The 24,813-nt window shown below is 69.6% G+C and carries 19 protein-coding genes and 3 pseudogenes; 12 read left to right on the top strand and 10 right to left on the bottom strand.

Annotated elements, in window-relative coordinates:
• Positions 1-134: 134 nt before the first annotated feature.
• The 4 genes from AC3ERT_RS08070 (at position 135) to AC3ERT_RS08055 (ending at position 4,642) form a co-directional block, all read left to right on the top strand.
• Positions 135-650, top strand: a complete 516-nt coding sequence (locus AC3ERT_RS08070) for a TetR/AcrR family transcriptional regulator (RefSeq protein WP_435126705.1) — start codon at positions 135-137, stop codon at positions 648-650.
• A 205-nt stretch (positions 651-855) separates the two neighbouring features.
• A complete protein-coding gene (locus AC3ERT_RS08065) occupies positions 856-2,277 on the top strand; it encodes an MFS transporter (RefSeq protein WP_435173412.1) in 1,422 nt (473 codons plus the stop codon).
• A gap of 152 nt (positions 2,278-2,429) precedes the next feature.
• The gene (locus tag AC3ERT_RS08060) at positions 2,430-3,662 is read left to right on the top strand and encodes a metal-dependent hydrolase family protein (protein WP_435126699.1); all 1,233 of its coding nucleotides are present in this window, start codon (positions 2,430-2,432) and stop codon (positions 3,660-3,662) included.
• A 44-nt stretch (positions 3,663-3,706) separates the two neighbouring features.
• Positions 3,707-4,642 carry an alpha/beta fold hydrolase gene (locus AC3ERT_RS08055; protein WP_435173411.1) on the top strand — a complete coding sequence of 312 codons (936 nt, stop codon included), beginning with the start codon at positions 3,707-3,709 and terminating at the stop codon, positions 4,640-4,642.
• Between the two features lie 93 nt (positions 4,643-4,735).
• Here the strand turns inward: AC3ERT_RS08055 and AC3ERT_RS08050 are convergent, their stop codons facing one another.
• Positions 4,736-5,284: an Lrp/AsnC family transcriptional regulator gene (locus tag AC3ERT_RS08050; RefSeq protein ID WP_435173410.1), complete on the bottom strand. Its 549-nt coding sequence runs from the start codon at positions 5,282-5,284 to the stop codon at positions 4,736-4,738.
• 139 nt (positions 5,285-5,423) lie between these two features.
• Between AC3ERT_RS08050 and AC3ERT_RS08045 the strand changes: the two genes are divergently transcribed.
• Both AC3ERT_RS08045 and AC3ERT_RS08040 read left to right on the top strand, forming a co-directional pair.
• Positions 5,424-6,509, top strand: coding sequence for a Glu/Leu/Phe/Val family dehydrogenase (locus tag AC3ERT_RS08045; RefSeq protein ID WP_435173408.1), 1,086 nt, complete (start codon positions 5,424-5,426; stop codon positions 6,507-6,509).
• 27 nt (positions 6,510-6,536) lie between these two features.
• A complete protein-coding gene (locus AC3ERT_RS08040) occupies positions 6,537-8,222 on the top strand; it encodes an alpha-keto acid decarboxylase family protein (protein ID WP_435173407.1) in 1,686 nt (561 codons plus the stop codon).
• Positions 8,223-8,784: 562 nt separating this feature from the next.
• Here the strand turns inward: AC3ERT_RS08040 and AC3ERT_RS08035 are convergent.
• Positions 8,785-8,913: a hypothetical protein gene (locus AC3ERT_RS08035; RefSeq protein ID WP_435173405.1), complete on the bottom strand. Its 129-nt coding sequence runs from the start codon at positions 8,911-8,913 to the stop codon at positions 8,785-8,787.
• Positions 8,914-9,379: 466 nt separating this feature from the next.
• A complete protein-coding gene (locus AC3ERT_RS08030) occupies positions 9,380-10,279 on the bottom strand; it encodes an NADP-dependent oxidoreductase (RefSeq protein ID WP_435173404.1) in 900 nt (299 codons plus the stop codon).
• 239 nt (positions 10,280-10,518) lie between these two features.
• Here AC3ERT_RS08030 and AC3ERT_RS08025 point away from each other — a divergent pair, with 239 nt between their 5' ends.
• A complete protein-coding gene (locus tag AC3ERT_RS08025; RefSeq protein WP_435126679.1) occupies positions 10,519-11,184 on the top strand; it encodes a TetR/AcrR family transcriptional regulator in 666 nt (221 codons plus the stop codon).
• A 429-nt stretch (positions 11,185-11,613) separates the two neighbouring features.
• Here AC3ERT_RS08025 and AC3ERT_RS08020 read toward each other — a convergent pair whose 3' ends face one another.
• Positions 11,614-12,069, bottom strand: a complete 456-nt coding sequence (locus tag AC3ERT_RS08020; protein WP_435173402.1) for a MarR family winged helix-turn-helix transcriptional regulator — start codon at positions 12,067-12,069, stop codon at positions 11,614-11,616.
• A 105-nt stretch (positions 12,070-12,174) separates the two neighbouring features.
• On the opposite strand from AC3ERT_RS08020, the gene AC3ERT_RS08015 reads away from it, so the two are divergent.
• The 3 genes and pseudogenes from AC3ERT_RS08015 to AC3ERT_RS08005 all read left to right on the top strand — a co-directional run.
• A complete protein-coding gene (locus AC3ERT_RS08015; RefSeq protein WP_435173400.1) occupies positions 12,175-13,647 on the top strand; it encodes an MFS transporter in 1,473 nt (490 codons plus the stop codon).
• A complete protein-coding gene (locus AC3ERT_RS08010) occupies positions 13,644-14,219 on the top strand; it encodes a YbhB/YbcL family Raf kinase inhibitor-like protein (RefSeq protein ID WP_435173398.1) in 576 nt (191 codons plus the stop codon). Before AC3ERT_RS08015 ends, AC3ERT_RS08010 begins: the two co-directional genes overlap by 4 nt.
• Before the next feature lie 224 nt (positions 14,220-14,443).
• A pseudogene (locus AC3ERT_RS08005) lies at positions 14,444-15,076 on the top strand (helix-turn-helix domain-containing protein); the annotation flags it as partial.
• Here the strand turns inward: AC3ERT_RS08005 and AC3ERT_RS08000 are convergent.
• Positions 15,015-15,545, bottom strand: coding sequence for a hypothetical protein (locus AC3ERT_RS08000; protein ID WP_435126668.1), 531 nt, complete (start codon positions 15,543-15,545; stop codon positions 15,015-15,017). The pseudogene AC3ERT_RS08005 and the gene AC3ERT_RS08000 sit on opposite strands and share 62 nt — an antisense overlap.
• 64 nt (positions 15,546-15,609) lie before the next feature.
• Here AC3ERT_RS08000 and AC3ERT_RS07995 point away from each other — a divergent pair.
• Positions 15,610-16,008 (top strand): annotated as a pseudogene (locus tag AC3ERT_RS07995) (Tn3 family transposase); the annotation flags it as partial.
• A 158-nt stretch (positions 16,009-16,166) separates the two neighbouring features.
• Here AC3ERT_RS07995 and AC3ERT_RS07990 read toward each other — a convergent pair.
• The 5 genes from AC3ERT_RS07990 to AC3ERT_RS07970 all read right to left on the bottom strand — a co-directional run bounded on the left by AC3ERT_RS07990 (position 16,167) and on the right by AC3ERT_RS07970 (position 23,737).
• Positions 16,167-16,754, bottom strand: coding sequence for a cysteine hydrolase family protein (locus tag AC3ERT_RS07990; protein ID WP_435126665.1), 588 nt, complete (start codon positions 16,752-16,754; stop codon positions 16,167-16,169).
• Positions 16,755-16,846: 92 nt separating this feature from the next.
• The gene (locus AC3ERT_RS07985; RefSeq protein WP_435126662.1) at positions 16,847-18,271 is read right to left on the bottom strand and encodes an MFS transporter; all 1,425 of its coding nucleotides are present in this window, start codon (positions 18,269-18,271) and stop codon (positions 16,847-16,849) included.
• 31 nt (positions 18,272-18,302) lie between these two features.
• Positions 18,303-18,761 carry a MarR family winged helix-turn-helix transcriptional regulator gene (locus tag AC3ERT_RS07980; RefSeq protein WP_435126658.1) on the bottom strand — a complete coding sequence of 153 codons (459 nt, stop codon included), beginning with the start codon at positions 18,759-18,761 and terminating at the stop codon, positions 18,303-18,305.
• A gap of 468 nt (positions 18,762-19,229) precedes the next feature.
• Positions 19,230-22,190, bottom strand: coding sequence for an acid phosphatase (locus AC3ERT_RS07975; protein ID WP_435173396.1), 2,961 nt, complete (start codon positions 22,188-22,190; stop codon positions 19,230-19,232).
• 68 nt (positions 22,191-22,258) lie between these two features.
• On the bottom strand, positions 22,259-23,737 hold the full coding sequence (locus AC3ERT_RS07970; protein ID WP_435173395.1) for a glycoside hydrolase family 76 protein: 1,479 nt from the start codon (positions 23,735-23,737) through the stop codon (positions 22,259-22,261).
• A 377-nt stretch (positions 23,738-24,114) separates the two neighbouring features.
• On the opposite strand from AC3ERT_RS07970, the pseudogene AC3ERT_RS07965 reads away from it, so the two are divergent.
• A pseudogene (locus tag AC3ERT_RS07965) lies at positions 24,115-24,813 on the top strand (Tn3 family transposase); the annotation flags it as partial.

Here is a 24,813-nt window from a genome sequence, read left to right as displayed (position 1 = left end):
CGGCGACGAACGGCCCTCAGCAGACGTCGCCCGGCTCGCCCCACATGCTGCCGCCTTGACCGGTGCTAGAGTTTCGGCTCATGGCGACGGCTCGGCGTGGGACAAGCAGAGCCCGGGATCGCCTTCTCGACGCTGTGATCGTTCTCCTGCTTGAGGAGGGCATATCGCAGAAGTCGCTGCGCCAGATCGCGACCGAGATCGGCAGCAACCACCGGATGCTGAGCTATCACTTCGGCGACCTCCCCGGGTTGATCTCGGCAGCCGTTGCCGAGCTCCGTCGCAGGGAAACGGAGGCATTCGACGACTTGCTCGCGCAGAGTTCCGCCTTGGATGGCCGGGCGGTTCTGGAGCTGTTCTGGGAGCACAACGCCTCACCCGAGCTGCGGAACTACTTCCGCCTGCTGTTCGAGTACTGGGGAACCGCGCTGGCGGACCGGGAGCACTTCGAGGGGCTGCTGTCCGGGATCGTCTCCGCCTGGACCGAGCGGCTTACTTCGATCCTGGAGGCGAACGGCGCCGGCCCTGAAGCGGCGACGTCGGCCCGTCTGGCGGTCGGCGCCCTGCGCGGCCTCCTTCTCGACCTCGTGACCACCGGTGACTTCGCAGGGGTTGACGCCGCTTTCCGGCACCTCATCGCTCGTCTCACCTGAGCCGAGACCGCGAACGAGCCCGCCTGCTCCCAACCCACCCGACGGGGTGCGAAACCTCCTAGTGTTCCAGTTGGAACATCTCCGCAATCCGGGGTCTGTAGCTTCCCAAAAAGTGTTCCACGTGGAACACTTTTGGCGGCCTTCCCCGCGCCTGCTAGCGGCTCCAGCCCGGCCGGCCTGGGGTGCCCGTAGTTCGGAGCGTTCCATGAATCCTCCCGAGACCGTACCCGCCGTTTCGTCCTCGCCTTCTGATCGCGTTGCCGCGATCGAAAAACCGCTCCTCGTCCCGGTCCTGGCCGCGCTTGCGACGGTCTACACCGTCCTCGAGTCGATGCTGGGACCCGCCGTGCCATTGATCGAAAGCTCGCTGCACACCACGACTGCTGCCGGAACCTGGGTCTTCACCGGCTTGACGCTGGCCGGCATCGTGAGCACTCCGCTGGTCACCCGCCTGGCAGACGTGCGCAACAAGCGCTCGCTCCTGCTGGCCGTCTGGACGATCGCGACGGTGGGCGTGCTTGTCGGCTCCGTGGCCCCGGACATCCAGACCCTTGCCGTCGGGCAGGTCCTGCAGGGGGTCGGGCTGACGACCATTCCGCTGTCGATCGCCATATTCCGCGAGTCCCTCCCCGATGAGCGCCTGAAGCGCGCGAACGGCGTGATCATCGGGGCCACGTCCGTCGGATCGGCCATCGGTTTCCTCCTGGCCGGCCCGGTCACCGACTCGTGGGACTTCCGCTGGCTGTACCGCCTCCCGCTGATCGTGCTGGTGGTGCTGCTGCTGGCGGCCTTCAAGGTGGTGCCGTCGATTCCGGCCCGCCGGCGCGAGCCCGTGGACGTCGCCGGCGCGGCCTTGCTCGGGGTGAGTCTGACGACTCTCCTCGTCGGGCTGACGCTGGCGCCGACCCACGGCTGGACCTCCGCCCTCTTCGTCCTGTGTGCGGCTGCCGCGGCAGTCCTGTTCGCCGCGTTCGTCGGCTGGGAGCGGCGCACTGCCCATCCCCTGGTCGACCTGCGCCTCGGCGGCCGGGTCGTGTTGACCGTCTGCGCGATCTCCTTCGCAGTCGGCTGGGCCAATATGACCCTCTTCGTGGCCGTCCCGCTGATCGCGGAGGTGCCCAAGGCGACGGGATACGGCCTGGGCGGAACCGCGACGCTCGCCGGCTGGCTTCTTCTCCCCATGGGCGCTCTGGGCGCTGTCGCCGCCGGAGTCACGCACCATGTCCGACGTACCGTCGGCGCTCGGGGGACGATGATCGCCTCGGGGCTGCTGCTCCTGGGGTCGATGCTCGTATTGACACTGAGCCTCGCGCTTCCGGCCCTCATCGTGGTCACCGTCATGATGGGAGCAGGGCTAGGGCTCGGACTGACCGAGGCGCTCAACCTGCTGGCCGAGCACGTGCCCGGTGACCGCGTCGCGAGCGCTTCGGGACTGGTGTTCATGGTGCGCAACACAGGCTCCACGTTCGGCGCTCAGGTGGGCGGCAGCATATTGGCCAGCTCTCTGCTGGTGGGCCTGCCAATCGCGTCCCGGCACGGGATGGAAATCATGTCGGCCGTGGCGCTCGCCGTGGCCGCCGTCGCGGCGCTGGGCGCCGTCACCCTGCCCCGCGCACGTCGCGGCTGACGGGCTGCCGGCAGCCGAAGCGACATCCGGGCCGGCATCCGCCGTGCCCGACGACCAATGGGACACAGGCCTCCGCCTGTGTCAAAGAGGGTGCGGACCCCGGTCGTTGCGCCTCATCGAGACGACCGGGACACCGCTGAGGGAGGCTTGAAGTGAACGACAAGACCTGGACCCTGCGTAATGTCGCGGTCATCGACGGAACCGGTGCGCCGCGAGAGGTGAACCAGGCGCTGGTCGTGGACGACGGGCGAGTCGCCTGGCGGGGGCCGGCGGAGCTCGCCCCGCCGTTCGAGCGCGGCCGGGTGATCGAGGGCGCCGGCATGACGCTCGTCCCCGGCCTCGTCAACTCACACGTCCACCTGGTCGGGGCCTGCACGGGGGATCTGGCACAGCAGGTGGCGAGTGACTCCACAACGCTCTCAGCGGTGCGCGCGGCGCGTAACGCAGCCGACACCCTGGAATGCGGCATCACGGCGGTCCGGGACTGCGGTGCGCGCGATGGCGTCGTCGTGGAGCTGGCCAGAGCCGTCGCCGCGGGACTGACGCCAGGGCCGCGGATCGTCCCCGCGGGCCGAGTGATCACGATGACAGGCGGGCACGGGCACTTCATGGGCCGTGAGGCCGATGGAGCCGATGCCGTATGCCGGTCGGTGCGCCGCGAAATCAAGGATGGCGCACACTTCATCAAGATCATGTCGACCGGCGGCATCGTCACGCCCGGCGTGGATCCCGGCCAGACGGGACTGGGGCTCGACGAGCTCCAGGCGGCAACCCGCGCTGCCCACGCCGCGGGCAAGCGGGTTGCGGCGCACGCCATCGGTCGCGAAGGGATCAAGAACGCGCTGCTGGCGGGCGTGGACTCGATCGAACACGGATTCTGGCTCGATGAAGAGCTGTTCGACATCGCCGGGGAGCGGGGGGTGTTCCTGGTCCCCACCTTGCTGGCTGTGCGCAGCATCGTCGAGCACGGTCCGCTTGGTGGAGCGCCCGGCTGGATGCTGGACAAGGCGGGCGCGGTGAGCGAGCGGGTGTCGGACATGTTCGCCTCCGCGGTCCGGGCGGGGATGAACATCTCCGCCGGAACCGATGCCGGTACCCCGTTCAACCCTCATACCGATCTGGTGCGGGAATTGACTCTCATGGTCCAGATCGGCCTGTCCCCGATGGACGCTCTGATGTCGGCGACGAGCCGGGCCGCGACGAACCTGGGGATCGACGACATCACCGGAACCGTCGAAGTGGGCAAGCAGGCCGACCTCGTGCTTGTCGGGTCCGATCCGCTGCAGGACATATCTGTGCTCCGGTCCCCGCAACTGGTGTCCATAGGGGGTCGGTTCGCCGTCGACCGAGTCAGCCAACGACACCGCGAGCCGGTCGCCTGCTGAAAAGGCCGGTTCGACTTCGACTGTCAGGGAATAGGATGAGGAAATTGAGCCACACCGAGCCCGAGTCGGCCGAGCCGACACCGCATCTCCCGATGCACACGCTTTCCTTGCCCGACGGGCGGACGCTTGCCTGGGACGAATTCGGAGATCCGCAAGGACCCGCCGTTTTCCACTTCCACGGGTCACCGGCGTGCCGCCTCATGTGGGATGGCGCGAAAAGGTCCGCCGAGCAGCACGGCGTCCGGTTGATCTCGGCTGACCGGCCGGGTATCGGTGACTCCGCCTTCGACCCGCACCGCACGATCGGCAGTTGGGCCGGCGATGTCGCCGCCATCGCGGATGAGCTCCGCATCGAGCGCTTCAGCGTCGTCGGGGCCTCCGGCGGCGGGCCGTACGCGTTGAGTTGCGCGGCCGGACTTCCGGACCGGGTCGCCGAGGCATATGTGCTCTGCGGGGTCGGGCCGCTTGACAGCGTGGAAGCCCGATCCGCCATGAACCCCATCAACCGCGGGTTCTTCGAGGCGGCTGCCCTCGGACCGTCGTCCGCGATTCCCGGCGTTGACGTCTTCCTCGGAAAAGCGGCCGCGTCCGGGGCGCCGGTGATCTCCATGGACGAGATGCTGGCGGCCACTCCCGCGCAGGACCTCGCCGCCATGAAGGCACGGCCGTCGTTCATGGCGGCGATGGCCGAGACGCAGGCGTTCATGGGAGCAAGGGACTCGCTCGGGCCGGCTTATGACCTGTGGCTTTACACCCGTCCATGGGATTTCGACCTGGCGTCGATCGCCGTGCCGGTTCATTTCCACGCGGGCGCCCACGACACCAATGTCCCTCTTGCCCACGTGCAGTTCCAGTACGGCGCGGTGTCCGGAAGCACCCTCACCGTCTGGCCCGACGAGGGGCACCTGGTGGGCACCGTGCGCCTGCCCGAGGTGCTCGAGCAGATCGCGGGCCGGGAAGGTCGCGCCACGCCTGGCTGAGTACGAGGCGTTCAGGAACGACGCCACCTGATGGTGCGAGACCCACCGGTCGCCGACGGCACCGCCTGGGCCGCGGGTTCCCTTCGGGTGGCGTCATCGGGGGGCGGCCGGGGTCGACCGTCCCCACCCTGTGCCCCGTGCCACCTCCTCAAGAAGCGGCTGCACCCGGTACGGCACGGGCGTGGACACCATGAACGTCGAGGTCGTCTTGCGCACCCCGTCGATCGCCACGATCGCTATCGTGAGCTTCTGGTGGTCTTCGAGCGACTCGATCGCCACGTGCACGAGTAGGTCCTCCCGCCCGGACTGGATCCGCACCTCAAGGACGGACGGCAATTCCCGCAGACCCCGCACGATCGACGGCAGGAGCCGCTGGTCGACCTCCAGGCTCACGAGCGCCTGCAGGGGGATGCCGACCGCCGGAAGGTTGATGATCGGCTGGAAGCCGAGCAGGATCCCCTCGTTCTCCAAGCGGCGCATCCGGATCTGCACGGTTGCCCGGCTGACGCCGAGCGCGGCCGCGATCTCGGCGATGCCCGTGCGGGCGTTCTCCGTCAGCCTGGCCAGGATCTCGACGTCCAACTGGTCGATGGCTGCCAATGTGCGCACCTCCGACTCCCGGCCGAGCTTGCAGATGAGCAAGATGCCATGTTGTGAGCGATTTTATTGACTGTGATGTGAGGCTATCACAGTATTTGATTGTCAATTCGTTGTTCATATCCGTTCATGGCGCGCAGACTGCACATCGCTCTGTCGCCGCTTATGGGGAGCGTGCACCTGCATGTCTGCTGACATCCTGACTCTCCGACAGGGAGTCTTCGAACGTGACGACGAGCTTGCCGCCGCAGGACACGAGCAGATCGTGTTCTGTCGCGACGATGCGTCCGCGCTGAAGGCGATCATCAGCATCCACGACACCACCCTGGGCCCGGCCCTGGGCGGTACGCGGTTCTACCCGTACGCCACCGAATCCGAGGCCCTGCGGGACGGCTTGCGGCTGTCGCAGGGCATGACCTTCAAGAATGCCGCCGCCAACCTGCCTCTCGGCGGGGGCAAGGCCGTGATCATCGGTGATCCGACGACCGCCAAGACACCCGAACTGCTACGCGCCTACGGCAGGTTCGTGGAACGGCTGAACGGGCTCTACGTCACCGCCGCCGATGTGGGAACCGACTCCGACGACCTGGACGTCATCGGCCGGGCAACGTCGCATGTGGTGGGCCGCAACGCCGCCGCGGGCGGATCAGGGGACAGTGGTGGGTCGACCGCGCTCGGCGTCTTCCACGCGATGCGGGCCGCCGCAGAGTTCACCTGGGGATCCGACGGGCTGAACGGGCGCACCGTCGGGGTGGAGGGCCTGGGCAAGGTCGGCCGCGTACTCGTCGACCTGCTTCGGCAGGAGGGCGCGACGCTGGTCGTCACCGACCCGAGCGACGAGGCCGTCCGCCGGGTGGCGGAGCACGGCGACGCGGTCCGTGTCGTCGGCTCGCTGGCGGGTGTGGCCATGGACGTCTACGCTCCCTGCGCGCTCGGCGCCACACTGACGGCAGAGTCCGTCGGCGCACTGCAGGCATCGCTCGTCTGTGGTGCGGCGAACAATCAGCTGGCCACCGGCGACATCGGCGCGCTGCTGTTCCAGCGGGGCATCACCTGGGTGCCGGACTACGTCGCGAACGCAGGTGGCGTGATCCAGGTCGGCGGTGAACTCCTCGGCCACACACCGGAACAGGTCCTTCACGACATCTGCCGCGTCGGCGACACCACCCGGGAGATCCTGACCCGCTCCGCCGAGGCGGGCATCCCGGCCGGCACGGCCGCGGCCGATATCGTCAACGCCCGCCTGCAGGCCGCCCGCGACCGGTCTTGACCGATGAACTCCGGAGAGACACCTCCCATGATGACAGTCGGCCGCTATCTGGCGACCCGTTTGAAGCAGCTCGGCGCCGGCCACGTCTTCGGCCTGCCAGGCGACTTCAACCTCAACCTCCTCGACGAGATCCTCGCCGCCGACGGCCTGACCTGGACCGGCTCGGCCAACGAACTCAACGCCGCCTACAGCGCGGACGGCTACGCGCGGGCAGGCCGCCGGGTCGGAGCGCTGGTCACCACCTACGGCGTCGGCGAACTGTCGGCGATCAACGGAACCGCGGGCAGCTTCGCAGAGCACGTGCCGGTCGCCCACATCGTCGGGATGCCGCCCCGCGCGGCACTCCTGTCCGGCGCCCGCGTGCACCACTCGCTGCTCGACGGCGACCACTACCATTTCGTCCGCATGTTCGACGAGGTGACCGCAGCGCAAGTGGTGCTGGGGGAGGACCCCGCATCCGCCATCGACGACATCCTCACCACGATGCTCACCAAGAGCAGGCCCGTGTACATCGGAGTGCCGCTCGACGTCGCGCAGGCCCTCGTGCCCAGCGACCGGCTGCACACGAAGATCACCCCGGCAGCCAGCGATCCCGCAGCGGTCGCCGCCTTCGAGTCCGCGCTCCGGGCGCGCCTGGACGACGTCCCCGGAGTCGTGCTGCTCGTCGGACACGGCGTGCACCGCCGTGGCCTGGAACCGGACATCGAGACCCTCGCCGGGTTCCCCGGCGTCCGTATCGCCACCCAGGCCGGGGCCAAGGCGATCCTGGACGAAGGCCACCCGGCGAGCCTGGGCACCTACTTCGGCGCGGAAACGCTGACGGCCAGCACGCGGAGGCTGGTGGACGAAGCCGCGCTCCTGGTCATGGTCGGCACCGCAGTCAGCGACTTCATGACGGGCTTCTTCACCCACGGCTACACGCCCGAGAACGCAGTCGAGCTTGCCCTGGACCACGCCAGGATCGGCCACGCCGTCTACCCCGGCGTACGGCTCGCGGACTCTCTGGCGAGCCTGCGCCTGGCGATGGCAGAAACGAAGTTCACCCCGGTGTCAGGCGTCAAGCCGGACGAGCGTGACCGGCCGACCGGGCGCAGGCCGCAGTCAGCACCCCTCGACCAGCAAACCCTGTGGCAGGAACTGCAGGAGTGGCTCGAGCCTGACACCATCGTGATCGCCGAGGCGGGCACTGCCTTCTACGGCGCGCTTGACCTGACCCTGCCCGAGCGCAGCGACCTGCTCGGCCAGCCGGTGTGGTCGTCCATCGGCTACACGATCCCTGCCACTCTCGGCGCCGCGCTTGCCCGCCCGGACCGCAGACCTGTCCTGTTGGTCGGCGACGGCGCCGCCCAGTTGACCGTACAAGAATTCGGACGCCTGTTTGGCCAGGACAACAAGCCGGTCGTCTTCCTCCTCGACAACGACGGGTACACCGTGGAGCGGAAGATTCAGAGCCCCGATGCTTCCTATCAGGACATTGTCAGATGGGACTGGTCGCTGGTCCCCAGAGCCCTGGGCGCGGCCGGGGCACAAGTCCACGACGTGCGCACCGTCGGTGAGCTGCGGGCCTCTCTGCGAAAGGCCCGCGACCGGACGGCAGGCCACTTCGTACGGCTGCGCCTGAACAGACATGACGCCCCCCGCCTCCTGCTCGCCTTGGCCGCCGGCATCACCGGAGCCAACCGCGAAGCCCGACCCGGAAGTCCGCGACACTAATGTCGACACATCTGCTGCATCTGACCGCTACCGACAGCCCGTTGGTCCCTGCGCAAGTCTGTGGGCTGCTGGCCCAGCGGCGCGTGCCCGTGAGCGGCATCCAGGCCGCCCGCGGCACGGGGAATCGGTGGTCGTTGCGCCTGCGGTTGGACCTGCCGGAGCCACAGCGCCTCGCACTGGTCGTAGAGCAACTCAGGCGCCTGGTCGACGTCACGAATGTCGTCGAACGGGACTGCTCCGTCTCGTATCCGGGTGACGGAACGTGGTGAGGGTCGTCGACCCTCGTGGGCGGAGTAGCGCTCGGCGTCTGAGCGAGCGGGAGATCGACGATTTCCCGGACCGCTTCTCGGACAAGCGGTACATGATTCCGCCAGAACAGTAGTTGTCAAGCCAAGTGAGGTCTGTATGCGAGATCGATGGGAAGCTGGGAGCCTCTCTTGCTGGTCATTGAGGTGCGGCGGTCGGCGTGCACCGTCTCGGGCACGATGCCGGTGTGCCCGACGATGTGGCGGCTGTAGATAGCGTGGGCGTGGAACCAGATGCCCTTGGCCGGTCCGGGCAGTCAGGTGACGTACCAGGTGGACACCTGCGAGGGGCCGGTTGCGACGAGTTCGGGGACTGTCCTGGACGGGTGGATGGCGTGGCGGCGGTGTTCGCCGTTCTGCCCGGCGAGGGACAGGATCCGGTACATCGTGCGCTGCGAGCACCAGTAATTCCCGGCGTCCAGCTCAGGTGCCCGGACCTGAGAGGGCGGCAGATCGGCGTGCTCCGGCCGGTTCAGCAGCGCCAGGATTTCGCCCCGCTCGGCAGGTGAGAGAGCCGAGGCGGGCGTGGGTCTCGGGCACGGTTGGGGCTTCGGCTTCGGGTTGAGGTGGCGGAAGTGGGTGGCGCGCGAGGGGCCCGGTCAGCTGGCAGGCCGCCGCAGTCCCCACCCGCGCGCTCGCGAACGCCTCATCGGCCACCGGCTGGGCGACGCGCTTCATTCCGCGGAGAACGTCCGCCGCTTCGGCTTCGGCGCCGGCTGGTCACCGGCAGCGGGTATCGGAGTGGTGCTGGCCATGCCGAGGGGATCTCCTATCTCGCCCATTCGGACCAACCCGGCCAACCGGGTGCCTCGGCCGAGACTCTCAGAGAGGGGCTGGGCGGTTTCCCGCGCGTCAGGGACGCACCACGGCCTTGCCCCGGACGCTGGTCTCCTGGGCCGCCGCGATCTCGCTGAGCCGATAGGCGGCCGTGACCTCGACCCGGAGGGTTCCTTCGGTGACGAGCCGGGCGAGCGCTTCCAGCGGCGCCCGGAGCGGCTGTCGGGCCACCGCGAGCGTGCCGACCAGCCGGGCCTCGAACCCGCCGGGTGGCGGCACGGGCGGATCAAAGAGACTGATCGCCAGGCCGCCCGGTCGGATCGCCGGATAGAGAGCAGACAGGCTCGCGGCGCTCACCCCGTCAATGACCAGATCCAGGCCGTCGAGCCGCGCGGCCCAGCCCGGTTCGTGATAGTCGATCACCTCGTCCGCGCCGAGCGCCCGGACGAAGTCATGGTTGGCCGGGGACGCCGTCGCGATCACATGCGCGCCCTGCATCTTGGCGAGTTGGACACCGAGGTGACCGACCCCGCCCGCAGCACCCTGGACCAGGACGCGCTGCCCCTGTCGTACCCGGCCGTCGTCGAGAACAGCCACGCGCGCGGTGATTCCGGCGACAGGCAGCGCCGCGGCCTCGTCGAAACCCAGCCCCTCAGGCTTGCGGGCGAGATCCGCCGCGTCGAAAACGGTGTACTCGGCGTAGGCGCCGCTGGTCGGCCACAGCGCGCCGAACACGGCGGTACCGGGCGGGAGATCCGCACCGTCCCCGGCCGCCTCCACCACTCCGGAGAAGTCGCTGCCCCCGGTGTAGGGGAGGGGCAGCTGCTCGTCCATGTAGCCCTGCCGCACGCGCCGGTCAACGGCGTTGAGGGCGGCCGCCCGGACGCGGACGAGCACCTGCCCTGGGCCCGGAACGGGGCGGGGGACGCGTCGCTGGATGAGCTGTTCCGGTCCGCCCCAGGCGTCGATCTGCACGGCGTTCATCAGAGGTTCGGCGGGTGACGGCATGCGGAGTGTCCTTGTCGTGAGAGTGGTTCGGGTCTATGAGGTGCGGGGTCGTCACGGACGGTGGTCCGGATGCCGGGCTGGCAGGCGGCGGTGCGTGACTTCCCGCTCAATACGTAGGGGCCCCTCCGTTTTGATTCTAGCCGAACCCACGGGCATATGCCGCAGCCCGTCGGCCGCAAGCGGGGAGAAGCTCTAGGGTGGGCGGCATGCCTGCCAAACCCGCCCGGACTGTCCGCAAGGACGTGGTGCGCAACCGCGAAGTACTGGTGGCGGCGGCGCGGGCGGAACTGTCGGTGCACGGCCTCGGGATGAGCCTGGAACAAGTGGCTCGGCGGGCCGGCGTCGGCATCGCGACGCTCTACCGGCACTTCCCCGAACGCGCTGTACTCGTCGACGCCGTACTCGTCGAGGCCGTCCAGCAGCACGCGGAACTGTCCGAAGCCGCGCTGCGCGAGCCGGACCCGTGGACCGCGTTCGCGACGTTCCTGGAGCGGACCGCCGAGTTGGAGAGCACCAACCGGGGCCTCAACGACCTGCTCTCCGTTCAGCTCGACGGAATGCCCGCGTGCCGCGCGGTAAAGCTGCGGCACTACCGCAACATCCGCACGATCGTCGCCAGAGCGCAGGAGGACGGCTCGCTGCGATCGGACCTACGAGCGGAAGACCTGGTCTTCATCACCTGGGGCAACGCCGGCATCCTGGAGGCATCCGCGCTCGCCGACGAGCCCGAGATCTGGCGGCGTCATCTGTCGTTCCTGCTCGACGGGCTCCGCGCCGGCGCGGCCACCCCAGCGCCCCTGCCGCCCATGGAGCCGGCCGAGATGCAGCGCGTCATGAAACGCCTCGGCGAGAGGCGGACAGGCCGGACCTGACGCCGGTCACGGCGCCGGACGGCAGCGTGACCAGGGGAGACGCGCCGGAAGGCGGCCTGGCGCTCAAGCGTCCACCGTCTTTCTTGTGTGTGACCACTCCTGCGGATCTCAGCGATTCCCGCTGGACCAGCGGCGCGAGCATCACCGGCGCGGATCGTATCGGCTTGCGGGCCAGGCCGCCGGTTCGGGGAAGTAGCGCTCTTCGGGCTCCATCCCGGCCTTCGCGGGCGGGGCGCCGCTCGGAGTCGACGGGGCCAGCAAGTACTCGCGGGAGCAGGACGGCGCCAATGGCGGAGGGCGCAGCCGCGCCCTTGTAAACGGACTGACCGCAGAGACAGCGGCGGGCGTTCGACGACCCGGCCCGGAGCGGCCGGGTACCGGCACGGGAATGCTCGATCATCATGGCGGGACCGATTCTCATCACCATTTTCAGGCGTCGGCGAGTCGGCGCATGATTCGGGAAGCCTGCAGGAGCGTCAGTCGCTCTTCGTCGGACAGTTGGGCGAGCTGCCCCTCCAGCCAGTCCTGACGCGTTGCCAGTGCTCCACGAGCGACTTCGGCGCCGGAAGGGGTGAGGCGGAAGAGGACTCGACGCCCGTCCTCTGGGTCCTTCTGCCGCGTCGCGTGCCCGCCGGCGACGAGTCGGTTGACGGTCTGACTCATGGAGCTCGGTGTCACCCGGGCGCGGCGGCTGAGTTCGGTCAGGCTCTGCGGGCCTTGCTTGAAGAGTGCGGTGAGCACGATGACAGCCGCCTCGGCCATCTCGCCTTCGCCGCGTTCGGAGCGGAAGCGGCTGTAGATCCGGGCCACCGCGACCCTCAACTCGCTGCCGAGGACCTGGGTGCCCTCGTCGGACGGATCGCCGGATTTTGCGTTCACGCTCACGGTTCCTTAGTATAACGAAGGAAGATGTTTCGTACTAAGAAAGATGTGTCTTCGGGGGCGCCCCGCTTTGGCGCACTGCTTCCGCCCCCTGACCGATGAGGCCCCATGTCTCTCTCACCTCCCTCGCGCCCTGGCACGCCCGACGAACCGGCGGCAGCCTCCGATGACGGGTTCGGCCTGCGGTTCGCGTTCCCGTTGATGCTGGGCACGTCCTTGAACCCGGTGAACAGTTCCATGATCGCCACCGGTCTCGCCGGGATCGCCGCCGACTTCCACCTGGGTCCTGGCCCGGCCGCGTCCCTGGTGTCCGTGTTGTACTTGTGCAGCGCGGTGATGCAGCCCACCATGGGCAAGCTCGCCGCCATCTTCGGCCCCCGGAAGATCTTCCTCAGCGGCGTGGCCATCCTCCTGGCCGGCGGCGTGATGGGCGCCGTCGCCCCCGGCTTCCAGGTCCTGCTGCTCTCCCGCGCTCTGATCGGCATCGGCTCGTCCGCCTGCTACCCCGCCTCCATGGCGCTGGTGCGCCGCCGGGCCGAGCGGCTGAAGACCGGCGTGCCCAGCACCGTGCTGGGCAACTTCTCCATCGCCTCGCAGATCGTCGCCGTGCTCGGCCTGCCACTCGGCGGTGTTCTGGCCGGCGCTTTCGGCTGGCGTGCCCTGTTCCTCGTCAACGTGCCCCTGGCCGCCCTCGCCCTGGTCTTCGCCGCCAGGAACGTGGAGAAGGACCCGCCCGCCAAAGCTCGCGGCCTCAAGGGCTCTCTCGCGTCCGTCGACCCCCCCGGCATCGCCCTGTTCGCCCTGTCCGTGGTGTGCCTGCTCCAGTTCCTCAACGACCTCGACCACCCCGCCTGGCCACTGGGGGCGATCGTCCTCGTCACGCTCGCCGCGTTCATCTGGTGGGAACGGCGCACCGCCTCACCGCTGATCGACGTCCGCGCCCTCGCCCGCAACCCGGCGCTGTGCCGTACCTACATACGCCAGATGCTGGTGGGCCTGGGCGTGTACGCCTCGATGTACTCCCTCACCCAGTGGCTGGAGGGCAGCGCGGGCTACTCCTCCTTCCAGGCCGGCCTGATCCTGTTGCCGATGTCCGCGGTCAGCATGATCCTCGCGCGCCTCGTCTCCCTGCGCGGCTGGGTGCGCGGGCCACTGCTGACCGGGAACCTCGCGCTGATGGGGGGTGGACTCCTCATGCTCACCGCACACGAGGGCAGCCCCCTGATCCTGGTGCTGCTGACGACCGGCGTCCTCGGCTTCCCCAACGGCCTGTGCAACTTCGCCAACCAGACCACCTTGTTCGTCCAGACCTCCGCCGACGAAGTCGGCGTCGCCGCAGGACTGTTCCGCACCTTCGGCTACATCGGCGCGATCTTCTCCTCCAGCGTCATCGCCCTCAGCTTCGGCGACCACGTCACCGACGCCGGCTTCCACCACATGGGCTGGGTCGTCCTCACCCTGGGCGCCCTCACCGTTCTGACCACCCTCTTCGACCGCACCATCCCCACCACCGTGTCCCAGGACAAGGACTCCGATACTGCCGACAACTCCGGCACCGCAACCGAAGGAACCCCCCGATGAAACTGCTCGCAATCCTTCTCTACCCGCTCGGCCTGCTGCTGCGCCGCAAGCGCGCAGGCACCACGCACAGCATCAGCAACGCCCCCGAACTGGCCACCGCCCCAACAGGCACGCTCGGCCTCATCTCGCCCGCCTTCACCCACGGCGCAACGATCCCGTCGCACCACGCGACCATGGACCTCGGCCCCAACATCTCCCCGGCCCTGTCCTGGGAAGAACCGCCCGCAGGCACCCGGCAGATGCTCCTCGTGATGGAAGACACCGACACCCCCACATCCAGGCCGGCACGGCACATGGCCGCCTTCTTCGCACCCGAGCCGCCCAGTATCGAGATGGGCGAGCTCACCGAGGACAACCCGCGATTCACCTATCTGCCCGACCACCGGGGCCGAGGCGGCTACCAAGGTCCCCGCCCGCTGCCGGGCCATGGCACGCATCACTACCACTTCCATCTCTACGCGCTCGACACGGCGACCGACGCCTCCGCGGCGAAGGACCTCGACGCCCTGCTCCCGCAGCTCGCCGGGCACGTCCTGGCATCAGGCCACCTGGTAGGCACGCTACGCGGATAGCCGGAAACAGCGGCCACGCCCGCAGCCAGCAGGAACAAGGCACGCATCTGTTCAACAGTGCCGTCGCGGCGGACAAGCCCACATCAGGGCGCCGCCCCGCGCACGCCAGACGGCCCGGCCGCACGCCCTCACCTCACTCCAGCCTGACTACCCACCTGACGCCGCTGCCCTCCCTCCCTCCCGAGGGTGGCGGTGCACAGGTTCACCACATTGCAGAGGTCTTCATGCCCCACCCAAATGCTCGCCTGGCCATCCATGGCACACGACTCCTGATCGGCCGGGTCCGGGCCGGGAGGCCCGCCGCCCACGTGGCAGACGAGATGGGTATATCCCGCGCTACGGCCTACAAGTCGGTCCGCCGCTGGCGGACTGAAGGCGACGCGGGGCTGCACGACCGCTCCAGTCGCCCTCTGACGACACCACGCCGAACCCCCGCCGACGTTGAGAGACGCATCTGCGCGCTGCGCCGCGAACGGAAGCTCGGCCCCGCACGGATTGGACCGATTCTGGCCGCACCTGTCTCTACGGTTCATCGCGTGCTGGCACGCCACCAACTCAACCGGTTGCGCTGGATGGACCGTCCTACCGGGCAAGTCATTCGGCGCTACGAGCGAGAGCGCCCCGGCGAACTGGGCCACGCCGACATCAAGAAACTCGGCAACATCCCGGACGGCGGCGGACACGGGTCATGGCCCCGCAGCAGGCCGCCGACAACCGGCAAGCCACAACCGACGCGCGTAAAGGCGGTAGCCCCGTGATCGGTTACAGCTCTGTCCACACCGTTTACCCAGACCCTCAGCGCCGCCGGGATCGTTCACAAACGCACCCGCCCCTATCGCCCGCAGACGAACGGCAGGGCCGGAGCGCCTCCTTGGCAAGGGCCTGCACCTCAAAGGCGTACCGCGCCGCGTGGGGGATGCGTTGTTGGCGCGCGTAAGCTGGGAACTCCCGCGGCCGGTCGATCAGCAGCACGAGTTCGAGCGCGTGCCCGACCAGGAACCCCGGGGTCGGGTCCAGCTCCACCAGGTTGTCGTCGGCCGGGTCTTCCGGGTCGCGGTTGACGCCTTCCTCCTCGGTGTCCTTGCCGTATGCCTGCATCTTCAGCCGTACGTAGCGGGCAAGAGGCTCTGCGTGTTCGGTGACCAGATCGGCGAGTTCGGCCACCGTCACTCCGGCGAGGCCTAGCGACTCTGCGTCGATCGCGGTGACCATCGGATGCTCGACGGGGTTCAGCGTCAGCCCGCTCAGCGTCAGCGCCCGGTCCAATGCCGCTCGGTACGGCGGCGAATTGATGAGGCTCCGCAGGGCGTCGAGGTCGTTCGGCATTCCCCGACGGTACGCGGCGCCGCCCGGCGACGTGGCGCCGGCCGTGTGATCCCGCACCGTACAGCTCCTGCGCTGCCTCTCGGATGCGCCGCTTCGCCGCTGGGTGACCGCGGCGATCAACAAGGTGGAGTCGGTCAACCGGTTCCAGTGGAATGGCCTCGGTGACAGCGGGGACATCGACGACAACGACCCCGTCGAGCAGGAGAAGGCGACGAAGTACAACGCGCTACCCACCAACGCGGTGAGCTTCCACGATCCCCTGGACAGCGCGGAGATCGGCGGTACCTGTGGAGGAGGGATGGGAGATCGCCGGAGAAGACCTGGCGCACATCTCGCCGTACCTGCCTGGGACACATCAACGCAAGGCGAGCACGGGCCGTACAGTCGAAGCGGCGCCCGAGCCGCCTCTTGTGTCTTCGGGCGTCGCTTCTCGTGGTGCGCTGTCAGGTGCGGGTGGATGTAGCGCCGGGGCGGCAGCCATGAGGCCGAAGGCCGGGGGAGAGTGAGACGCCTCGGATCATTGATCACGACTCCACGCAAGCCGTCGGGGCCGGACAAACTCATGGCGAGGTAGTACCTCCCGTGATCCACCACCCGAAACCGTGTGGGTGCCGGCCCTGCCTAGACCGCCAGGGCCGGCAGGTCGGGGGTGGTGATGACGTCGGCCTGGGTGGGGAAGATCTTCTCGGTCAGGACCCGGTGGATCTCGGCGTCGGGGTCGGCGGTGGCGTCCGCGAGCACGAAGGTGCGGTAGTCCGCGTCGGCGGCGTGCCGCACGGTGGACAACACGGCGCCGGAGGTGGCGATGCCGGCGAGGATCAGCGTGTCGATGCCCCGCGCGTGCAGGCGGGTGTCGAGGTCAGTGGTGCTGAAGGCACCGACGCGCGTCTTGCGTACCACCAGGTCCTCCTCCCGGACGTCCAGCGAGGGGTGGACCTGCGTCTCGGGGGTGTCGGCACCGAAGAGCTTGTGCTGTCCCACGGGAGCGAAGGTCTTGTTGTGCGGCGGGATGTCCTGGTGGTCCTGCTCGGTGAAGGCGACGCGCACGAAGCACACCTGGACCTGTGTCTTGCGGGCCCAGGCGAGCGCATCGCCGACGCGGGCCAGCAGCGTCTCGAAGTCCGGGAACATCCCCAGGCCGCCGGGCTGGAAGTCCATCAGCACCAGAGCGGTACGGGTCGGGTCGATGGGGGTTCGGGTGTCCGTCATGGGTGTGTTCTCTCTCTGCTGGGTGGGTTGGTGGGTTGTCGGCCGGGCCGGCCGACCGGTTGATCGCCGCGCGGGCCCCCGGGGGAGGGGATCTAGGCGGCGGTCCTGCTCGGGAGGGTGCGGTCGAGGACGGAGAGCAGGAGCAGGACCAGGCTGACGCCGATCATGATCCAGGCGATCAGGTGGACGCCGGAGTCGCTGACGCTGGTGTGGAAGACGAGTCCGGTGATGGCCGAGGAGGCGATCGAGCCGACGTAGCCGAAGGTACGCAGCAGTCCGGAGGCGGTGCCGAGTTGGTCCGGCGGCGCCTGGGCGTACAGGGCGGTCTGGTTGCCCGCGGCGGCGAAACCCACCACGAGGCCGAAGAAGAGGGTGATGACCACGACCCAGCCGATCCAGGCGGACGCGCTGAGAACGAGCACCCCGGCGGAGCCGACCACGCAGGCGATCGCGGCGGCGACGACGGGTCCGCGGACCAGGTTGCGCCGCGCGACGGGCGAGATGATCAGGCCGGAGACCAGCGTCATCGGGAGCAGCAGCAGGCCGGCCTGTGTCTCGCTCAGGCCCCGCACGCCCTCGACCCACTGGGTGATGCCGTACAGCACCACGTACTGGCACAGCAGGGCCAGGCCGAAGCGCAGGTAGGTGCTGGAAAGCGCTTTGTTGGAGCTGAGCATCCGCACGTCGAGGAAGGGGGCGGTGGCGCGCAGTTCCCACAGCACCAGGGCGATCCACAGTACGACGGAGACGCCCAGCAGGTACCAGTGCGCGGTGGGGAGGAAGAACAGGAACAGCAGCAGGGCGATCATCGCGGTGGCGAACCCGGTGATGCCGACGGCGTCCAGGCGGACGGCCAGTTCGCGCGGTCGGAGCGGGTGCTTGAGCGGCCCGTCGGGCGAGACCCACAGGAGGGTCGCGGCGAGGGCCACCAGCCCGACCGGCACGTTGATGAGGAAGACCGAGCGCCAGCCGAGTCCGCCGACCAGGACGCCGCCGAGCGGGAGGCCGAGGGAGGCGGTGGCGATGCCGGCGATCTGCAGACCGCCGAGCACGCCGCCCGGTGGCTTGTCCAGTCCGGCGTCGTGAGCCCGGCGCTGGATGAGGAGCATGGCGGTCGGGTAGGCGCAGGAGGTGCCAAGGCCGATCAGGACGCGGCTGATCAGAAGGGTGATCAGGTCCTGGGCCAGTCCGCCGAGCAGGCCGCCGACGGCGACCAGGATGGTCCCGGCCAGGAAGACCCGGCGTGGTCCGAGGACCTCGGCGGCCTTGCCCGCCGTGGGCTGCGCGATCGCGCTGGCCAGGTAAAGGGCGGTGACCAGTGCCGCGGTCTGGCCGATCGGCACGCCGATGCCGTGCGCGATCGGCAGCAGGGCGGTGGCGATCAGCGAACTGTTGACGGGGTTGAGGGCCGAGCCGATGAACAGCGGGGTGGTGAACCGCCACGAGAACGCTCGCTCCCGCAGAATCGCTGTGTCGCGGGTCGCGACGGAGGGGCGGGCCCCGGATGGTGCGGGCATTGAGCCTCCCGGTGGTGCGGGGAAGTTGGTGCTAGAGGAGTTCCGCGAGCCGCTCGATCAGGGGCGCCGCAGCGGAGAGGGTTTCGATGTCCGCGTCGGCGAAGGAGTCCTGGAGGACTGCTGTGACCTTGTCGACCACGGCATTGCGTCCGGAGTGGACGGCTACCTCACCGTCCGGAGTGAGGCTCAGGTGCGAGCGACGCCGGTCCGTCATGTCCGGGCTGCGCGAGACCAGGCCGAGTTCCTCCAGGCTCGCGATGGTCGCCCCCATCGCCTGCGGGGTGATCTGCTCGCGCCTGGCCAGGTCGGAGATCGTCATAGGGCCGAGCCGGTCGAGCCGTGACAGAGCGGTGAGCTGCGGGTTGGTGAGCTCATCAACAGTCGTCACTTCCTGGATGCGGCGTTTGAACGCGCCGATGGCCATCCGCAGCCGATTGGCCGTCTCGCGGACGGCCGGCGCCTCGCTCGGCCGGTTCTCAGCTTCACTCATACCTTAAGCCTAAACTGAACAGCCTAGGCTTGCAAACCTGCCCTTCATGAGTTGCGGGCACTCCGGGGCCTGCCAGCTGGCGGCGCAGAGTCCGGTCTGCACGGGGACATGGCGCACTGCCCGCGAACGGGAATGGAGTGCCGAGCGATGCTTGGGGCTGCGCTCACCATCGCGTACGTCGGTCCGCCGCGCCCGCGTCGTAGCGCGGCGGTCGAGCGCTACCTCACCGACGTGCGCGCCGCGAGGCACTCCGTGCGCATCTACCGGATCGCCCTCATGACGAGGGGATGGAGACTCTGCCTCACCGACGGCAAGCGTGACGGGGGAGCAATCGACGCTGGACCTGTGGCTTGGTGACCGCCGAGCCGCTGTCCAGCTGACAGGGTCGGGACACCGTGTGGGCCCGGCACCGGAGATGCCCCGGTGCCGGGCCCGCGCGTGCGCTGTGCCGTGCGGCTGTCGTGCGGCTCAGCGGTGCGCCGGCCGCCCGTCGGCGGTCACGGCGACGCCGTTCACGGTCATCGCCCCGGACCGGCTGACGCTGACCTTCGCGGTCATCGCCGCCGCCAGGTCCAGCCGCTGCCAGCTGCCCCCGCCGCTCTCCTCGTCCATGACGTAGCCCGAGGGGATCTCGGTGGCGGCCAGCACCGTGGTCCGCTGCGCCGCCGTCAGGTTCGGGAACGCGGTGAGCAGCAGGTTCTCCGCGCCGTCCGGCACCGACGGTGCGAGGCCGGTGGCGCCGACCTGCGGGAAGCCGTACGTCATCCGCTGCCGGAAGACGCTCAGCGCGTCGCTCGTGCTGAGGTACGGCTGCTCGTTCGCGACGCACTGCGCGAGGGTGTCACCTGCGCCGACCTCGCGGCACTTCTGCGCCAGCACCGTCTGCACCTCGCTCTGCGCCTGCTCCAGCAGCGACCGGAACCGCGGGTCGGACCAGCGCATCTGGGCGGTGTCCTCGCCCACGATCCGGCCGCCCATGATGTCGGTCGGGTAGTGGAAGGCCAGCACGATCCGGTTGTTGCCGTACTCCGAGGCGCGCGCCAGGATCTGCGGCGCCAACTGCGGCAGCAGCGTGGCCATCACGATGCCCTGCGCGTAGCCGTGGCTGGTGTGGCCGCTCGGGAACGAGCCGTCGCCGGCCAGCCCCGCGTAACCGCTCGCGCTGTCCCACTGCTTGATCAGGCCGCTGTCGCCGGTGAAGCCCATCCGCACGAACGGCCGCTTGTACTGGTAGGTGTTCTTGGCGGTCTGGTACCAGTCGGCCGACGAGGTCGGCGTGTGCTCGATCCGCCCGCTCAACAGCGCCTGCGTCTTGGGCAGTTCGCCGTCCTTCAGGGCCTGGAGGTACAGCGGCCCGAGTACCTTGCCGAGCCCGTCGGCCATCGTCTTGTACGGGCTGTTCGCGCCGTCCACCAGCGCCTTCTGCACCTGCGGGTCGGCGACCGACTGGTAGGCGTTGTTGATGTCGACGACCGTCCGGTCGTCCAGCGCGGTGAGCTGGTCGTAGGTGGTGCCCTTCGGCAGCACCGCGTTGGCGCCCATGATGCTCGGCGTGTTCTCCGCGTCGGTGAACGACCGCAGCAGCCAGGTGAAGTAGTCACCGCCGTCCGGCGCGGACGGCTGGGTGTCCGAGGCGTAGGAGGTGTTCAGCTGGGTGTCGCTGAACGGTAGCGACGCGTCGGTCTGGGCCAGCGACGGCAGCCCGAAGTAGACGTCGGAGCTGGTGCTGTTGCACTGGTGGACCTCCACCGCCAGCGTGTTGGTGCCCGCCCGCAGGTCGGCCGCCGGGATCGCGAACGCGGACGCCACCGGGTCGCCCGCACCCGCGGTGCCGTCCGGCGTCTCGTACTGGAGGTTCGTGGTGATCTTGCCGTCGTTCCAGCCCGCCACGCGGGCGCCGTTGACGTAGATCGTCGCCGTGTCGTCGTAGACCACGCTGCCGACCAGGCCGGTGATCGAGTCGAGCGTCGCCTGGTCCATGGTGAACGACGTGCGGAAGAAGTACGCCTCTAGGTCGTCGCCGGTCGAGCCGTTCTTGCGCAGGTCCAGCTTGGTGGTGACCGGGAAGCCCGCGCCCAGGTCGGTGCCGTCGTCCTTGGCGCCGAACGGGCCGGCCGCGGTGTGCCACGGCGCGCTGCCGGTGTCGAAGTCCGGCCGCGTCCACGCCGTGCGGTCGGCTGCGCCGCCCGCCGGGTCGACGCCTGGCGCGTCCAGATAGTCCCAGCCCGTCGCGGTGTCCACCGCCTGGTGGCCGAGCGAGACCGCGTCCACCCAGCCGGAGACCGCGCCGGCCGCGGCCGACGGGTCGGCGTAGTCGAGCAGCACCTCGTGGACGTGCTTGCCCGCCAGCGAACCGAGGCCGACCGACACGGTGTTCCAGGTGCCCGGGGTCAGCGCCCTGCCCTGCGCCGCGGCGCGCAGCGGGTGCCCGGCGGAGTCGCGCGCCCCGCGCAGCGCGCTCAGCCGCTTGGTGTGGCGGCCGTTCGCGTCGGTGTACACCACGTCGAGCGCGGCGTACGCGGAGGCCGCGTCCGTCGGGCGGATCGCGTAGCTCAGCGTCGAGTCCGCGGCCAGCGGCACGTCCAGACCTGACTGCAGCACCACCGAGGAGGACGCGGCACCGGAGTGCAGCACCCGGCCGGCATACCGCAGGGCGCCGGTGCCGGCGGCCGCGCCGACCGACTCGGCGTCCTCCACGGACGCGCCGAGCGCGCTCGGCGCGGTCCCCGCGGAGGTGCGCAACGTCCAGTCGGCGATCTGGAACTTGCTGTAGTCGCCGGATGAACCCGTGCAGTCCTGGGCGCAGTTGGCGGTGACCCGCAGCTGGTAGTAGCGGTAGCCGCCGGTGCCGGCGGCCGGGTAGAAGTTCGTCTGGCCGCGGGCGCCGAAGCTCTGCCCGCTCTCGGTGTCCAGCGTCTTCCACGACGGGTCGTCGGCATCGGTGGCGGCCGAGGCGCTGTTGCTGCCCAGCACCGTCCACGCCCGCGGGTCGCGCGGCGGGGTGTCGTTGCCGGAGGTGATCGAGTAACCGGTCACCGCGGCGGCCGATGTGAGGGTGTAGATGGCGTACACCGGGTGGTCCGCTGTCGGTTGGCCGCTGCCGCTGGCGTACCACTTGGTCGAGCTGTCGTCGTCGGTCAGGCTCTGGACGTGCTCGGTGGTGCTGGTGGCGTTCGGGTAGTTCGACGCCACCGACTGGACGGTGGTGTTGACCTGCGTGGTCTCGCCGCGCAGGTCGGTGGCCGGTCCGGCGGCCGGGAACCCGGCGGGCCGGGCCGCGCCTGCCTCGTAGGAGGTGCCCCAGTAGCCCCCGACGGCCGGCGCGGTGCCGGCCCCCGCGGTGGCGTGGGCGGCCTGGACGCCCAGCGGGAGCACCAGGAGCGAGGCCGCGATCGCCGCGACCCCGCGTCTTCTGCTCGTCTTGTGCACGCGCACGGTTCCCTCTCTCGTCGACTGCGGTCGGCGGCCCGGGCCGGGGCCGCCCGTCGTGGAGTTGGTCACGCTTCCTGCGCCGCGTTCAGCAGGTCGAGCGCGCTGTGCTGGCAGCCGTTGCCGGTCACGGTGTACGCCCCGGCCCAGTGCGGACCGTACTGGTCGAGCGCGTCCCGGTCCTTGGCGTGCAGCGTGGCGGCCTGCGCCTTGAGGTAGGAGCTGTAGGGGTGATCGGCCAGCTGCTTGTTGAGCAGGCCCAGGCCCCTGGCGTACTCGCCCTTGAACGAGTCGCCGTTGGAGGTGCAGCCGGTGCCGTCCGGCTCGTACGGCTCGTGCAGGGTGCCTCCCGGGTTGAGGTAGCTGGAGGAGGTGGAGGCGTCGGCGAGGGTGCGCGCGCTGTCCAGCACCGCGCTGTCGCCGGTGGCCTTGTACAGCTCGGTGAGGCCGCCGAGGATCACGCCCTGGTTGTAGGTCCAGGTGGTGTCGCCGTTGTTGGCGCAGGAGCCGTTCAGGCCGTCGTTGACGGTGTGTCCGGAGTTGATCAGGCCGCTGCCCTGGAACCAGGACCACTCGTCCTTCGCGCGCTGGACGTAGGTGGTGTCGCCGCTGATCCGGTTGTGCAGCGCCGCGTTGAGCTGGAGGTACAGCTCGTTGGTGATCGCGTTCTTGCCGGAGGCGGTGGTCTCCCACTGCACCCCGCCGCCGCAGGTGGAGGTCCAGTAGTCGTGCATGTGGTCGGCGTCGGTGCGGGCGGTGGCCAGGTAGCGGCTGTCCCCGGTGAGGTCGTAGGCGTCCACCCAGGCGAGGCCCCACCAACCGGTGTCGTCCAGGTAGGAGTTGGTGAAGTTGCCGTCCTCGGCGCCGATGAGCTTGTCGTACGTGGTGGAGATCGCGTACTTGTAGCTCGGCATCCCGCTGATCCGGATGTTGTCGATGATCGCGGTGAGCGAGGTGGCCGAGGTCCACCAGCCGGCGAACTTGCCGGTGCTCCGGTCGTAGTCCATCATCAGCGCGGTCGCGGCCGCCTCGCTCTGGCTGGCCGCGTTCCAGTCCACCCGCGCCCACTGGGTGCAGACCGTCACCGAGGCGCCGTTGGTGCGCGCGCAGGCGCGCAGCGCGCCGACGCCCGCGTTGTTCCAGTCGTCGACGTTGTACATCTGGCTGCGCCAACCGGTCCAGCCTGACGGGGTCTTGGTGTCGCCGAGTTTGCTGCCGTTGGTCCAGCTGACCCCGCCGTCGAAGGAGCGGTCCAGCCACACCTCGTCGCCGGCGGCGCCGCCGTCGATGGAGGCCCAGCCCATGACATCGTTGTCGGATAGATGGAGCGCAATCGTCCGGCCGTTGCTGGACGCCGTCACGGGGATGCGGTCGCTGGTCGCGTGCGAGGGGTCGCGGGCGTCGCAGTACTTGTTGCAGATCGACGAGTTGGCCGCGTGCGCGGGTGTCGAGGTGACGGCCGGCGCCAGGCAGGCGAGCAGGCCGGCGAGCACGGCTGCCCGGCGCAGCCGGGCCGGACGAGGGGCGGAATCGGTCGAGGGGGGCACGTCTTGTCTCCCGGTCACAGGGGGGGGCGGACGAAGAGCGGGTGAACCGTAGGCAGGTAAGCGGGCGCGGTTTCGCCTGTCAAGGGCGCCGGCGGGATCGCGGGCGCGGAGGCTGGGTCATACCGGGCGGTGCGCGGAGCCGTTCGTGCGGGTCGGACCTGGTGGGGCGTGGCGCTCCACGGCGTAGGCGGGTCGGGCGGGCTCGGTGCTGCCTGGGTGGTGGCCACGTCGGCGGCGCCGGAGGGAGCCCGAGCGGCTATGTCGGCCGCCGGCGCCGAGGTCCGGGACAGTGTTTCGCGCGGTCACCGGAGGGGGCGATGAGATCCGCGCGTTGGTGTCCGGGCCGGGCGCGGGTGTCGCGCGTCCCGCCGAACCGGCTGTCCGCGCCGGTGCGGCGGCGGGTGATGGGCAAGCCGCTGCCGCCGCGCGAGGTGGACGAGAGGCTGGTGCCGTCGGCGTGGCGCAAGGCGGTGTACGCGAACGCAGAGTTGTCGCGGGTCGGGGGACCGGGGCGCGTACGTGGTGTGCGTGCTGGAACGGAGCCGCACCCGACCCTGAACAACCGCAGCGTGTTCGCCTCCCCCTCGTACCGGTGGTCCGACCCGCGCCCGGCTCCTGGACGGTGCGGCGTGGGACGCGGTGTGCGAGGCCGTGCTGAGCCTGGGCACGCCCCGTCGCCGAGTACCTGGCGGGGCTGGTGCGGGCCCCTGGACGCAAATGGGAGCGGCCGGCCGAGCGCCTGGGGCAGGCGGGCAAGGACGTGAAGGTGTCCGCTCGACGTCCTGCTGGACGGCCGGGTGAAGCCGAACGAGAAGCTCGGGGCGCTCGGCGAGCCGAAGTCGCCGGCCTGGCCGCGCGTGCGGGTCGAGAAGATGCTCGAAATCGACCTGCCGGACCTGCTGTTCGAGGTCCACTCCTGGACCGGATTCCTCGGAGCCTTCGTCCGCCTCGGGGACGGCACCACCCCCATGCGGGACCTGACCACTTCGGCGGTCGCGCTGCTGGTCTCCGAGGCGCGCAACGTCGGCATGACCCCGGTTGCCGACCCCGGCCAGGAGCCCCTGACCTGTTCCCGG

The sequence above is a fragment of the Actinacidiphila sp. bgisy145 genome (assembly GCF_057708125.1).
Note: the sequence above shows the minus strand (reverse complement) of the source record. Positions and strands in the feature narration are given on the sequence as shown.

Coding starts and splice junctions, on each gene's coding strand:
- AC3ERT_RS08065 (WP_435173412.1), top strand. CDS start 856: ATGAATCCTCCCGAGACCGTACCCGCCGTTTCGTCCTCGCCTTCTGAT.
- AC3ERT_RS08045 (WP_435173408.1), top strand. CDS start 5,424: ATGTCTGCTGACATCCTGACTCTCCGACAGGGAGTCTTCGAACGTGAC.
- AC3ERT_RS08040 (WP_435173407.1), top strand. CDS start 6,537: ATGATGACAGTCGGCCGCTATCTGGCGACCCGTTTGAAGCAGCTCGGC.
- AC3ERT_RS08035 (WP_435173405.1), bottom strand. CDS start 8,913: ATGTACCGGATCCTGTCCCTCGCCGGGCAGAACGGCGAACACCGCCGC.
- AC3ERT_RS08025 (WP_435126679.1), top strand. CDS start 10,519: ATGCCTGCCAAACCCGCCCGGACTGTCCGCAAGGACGTGGTGCGCAAC.
- AC3ERT_RS08015 (WP_435173400.1), top strand. CDS start 12,175: ATGTCTCTCTCACCTCCCTCGCGCCCTGGCACGCCCGACGAACCGGCG.
- AC3ERT_RS08010 (WP_435173398.1), top strand. CDS start 13,644: ATGAAACTGCTCGCAATCCTTCTCTACCCGCTCGGCCTGCTGCTGCGC.
- AC3ERT_RS08000 (WP_435126668.1), bottom strand. CDS start 15,545: ATGCCGAACGACCTCGACGCCCTGCGGAGCCTCATCAATTCGCCGCCG.
- AC3ERT_RS07990 (WP_435126665.1), bottom strand. CDS start 16,754: ATGACGGACACCCGAACCCCCATCGACCCGACCCGTACCGCTCTGGTG.
- AC3ERT_RS07985 (WP_435126662.1), bottom strand. CDS start 18,271: ATGCCCGCACCATCCGGGGCCCGCCCCTCCGTCGCGACCCGCGACACA.
- AC3ERT_RS07980 (WP_435126658.1), bottom strand. CDS start 18,761: ATGAGTGAAGCTGAGAACCGGCCGAGCGAGGCGCCGGCCGTCCGCGAG.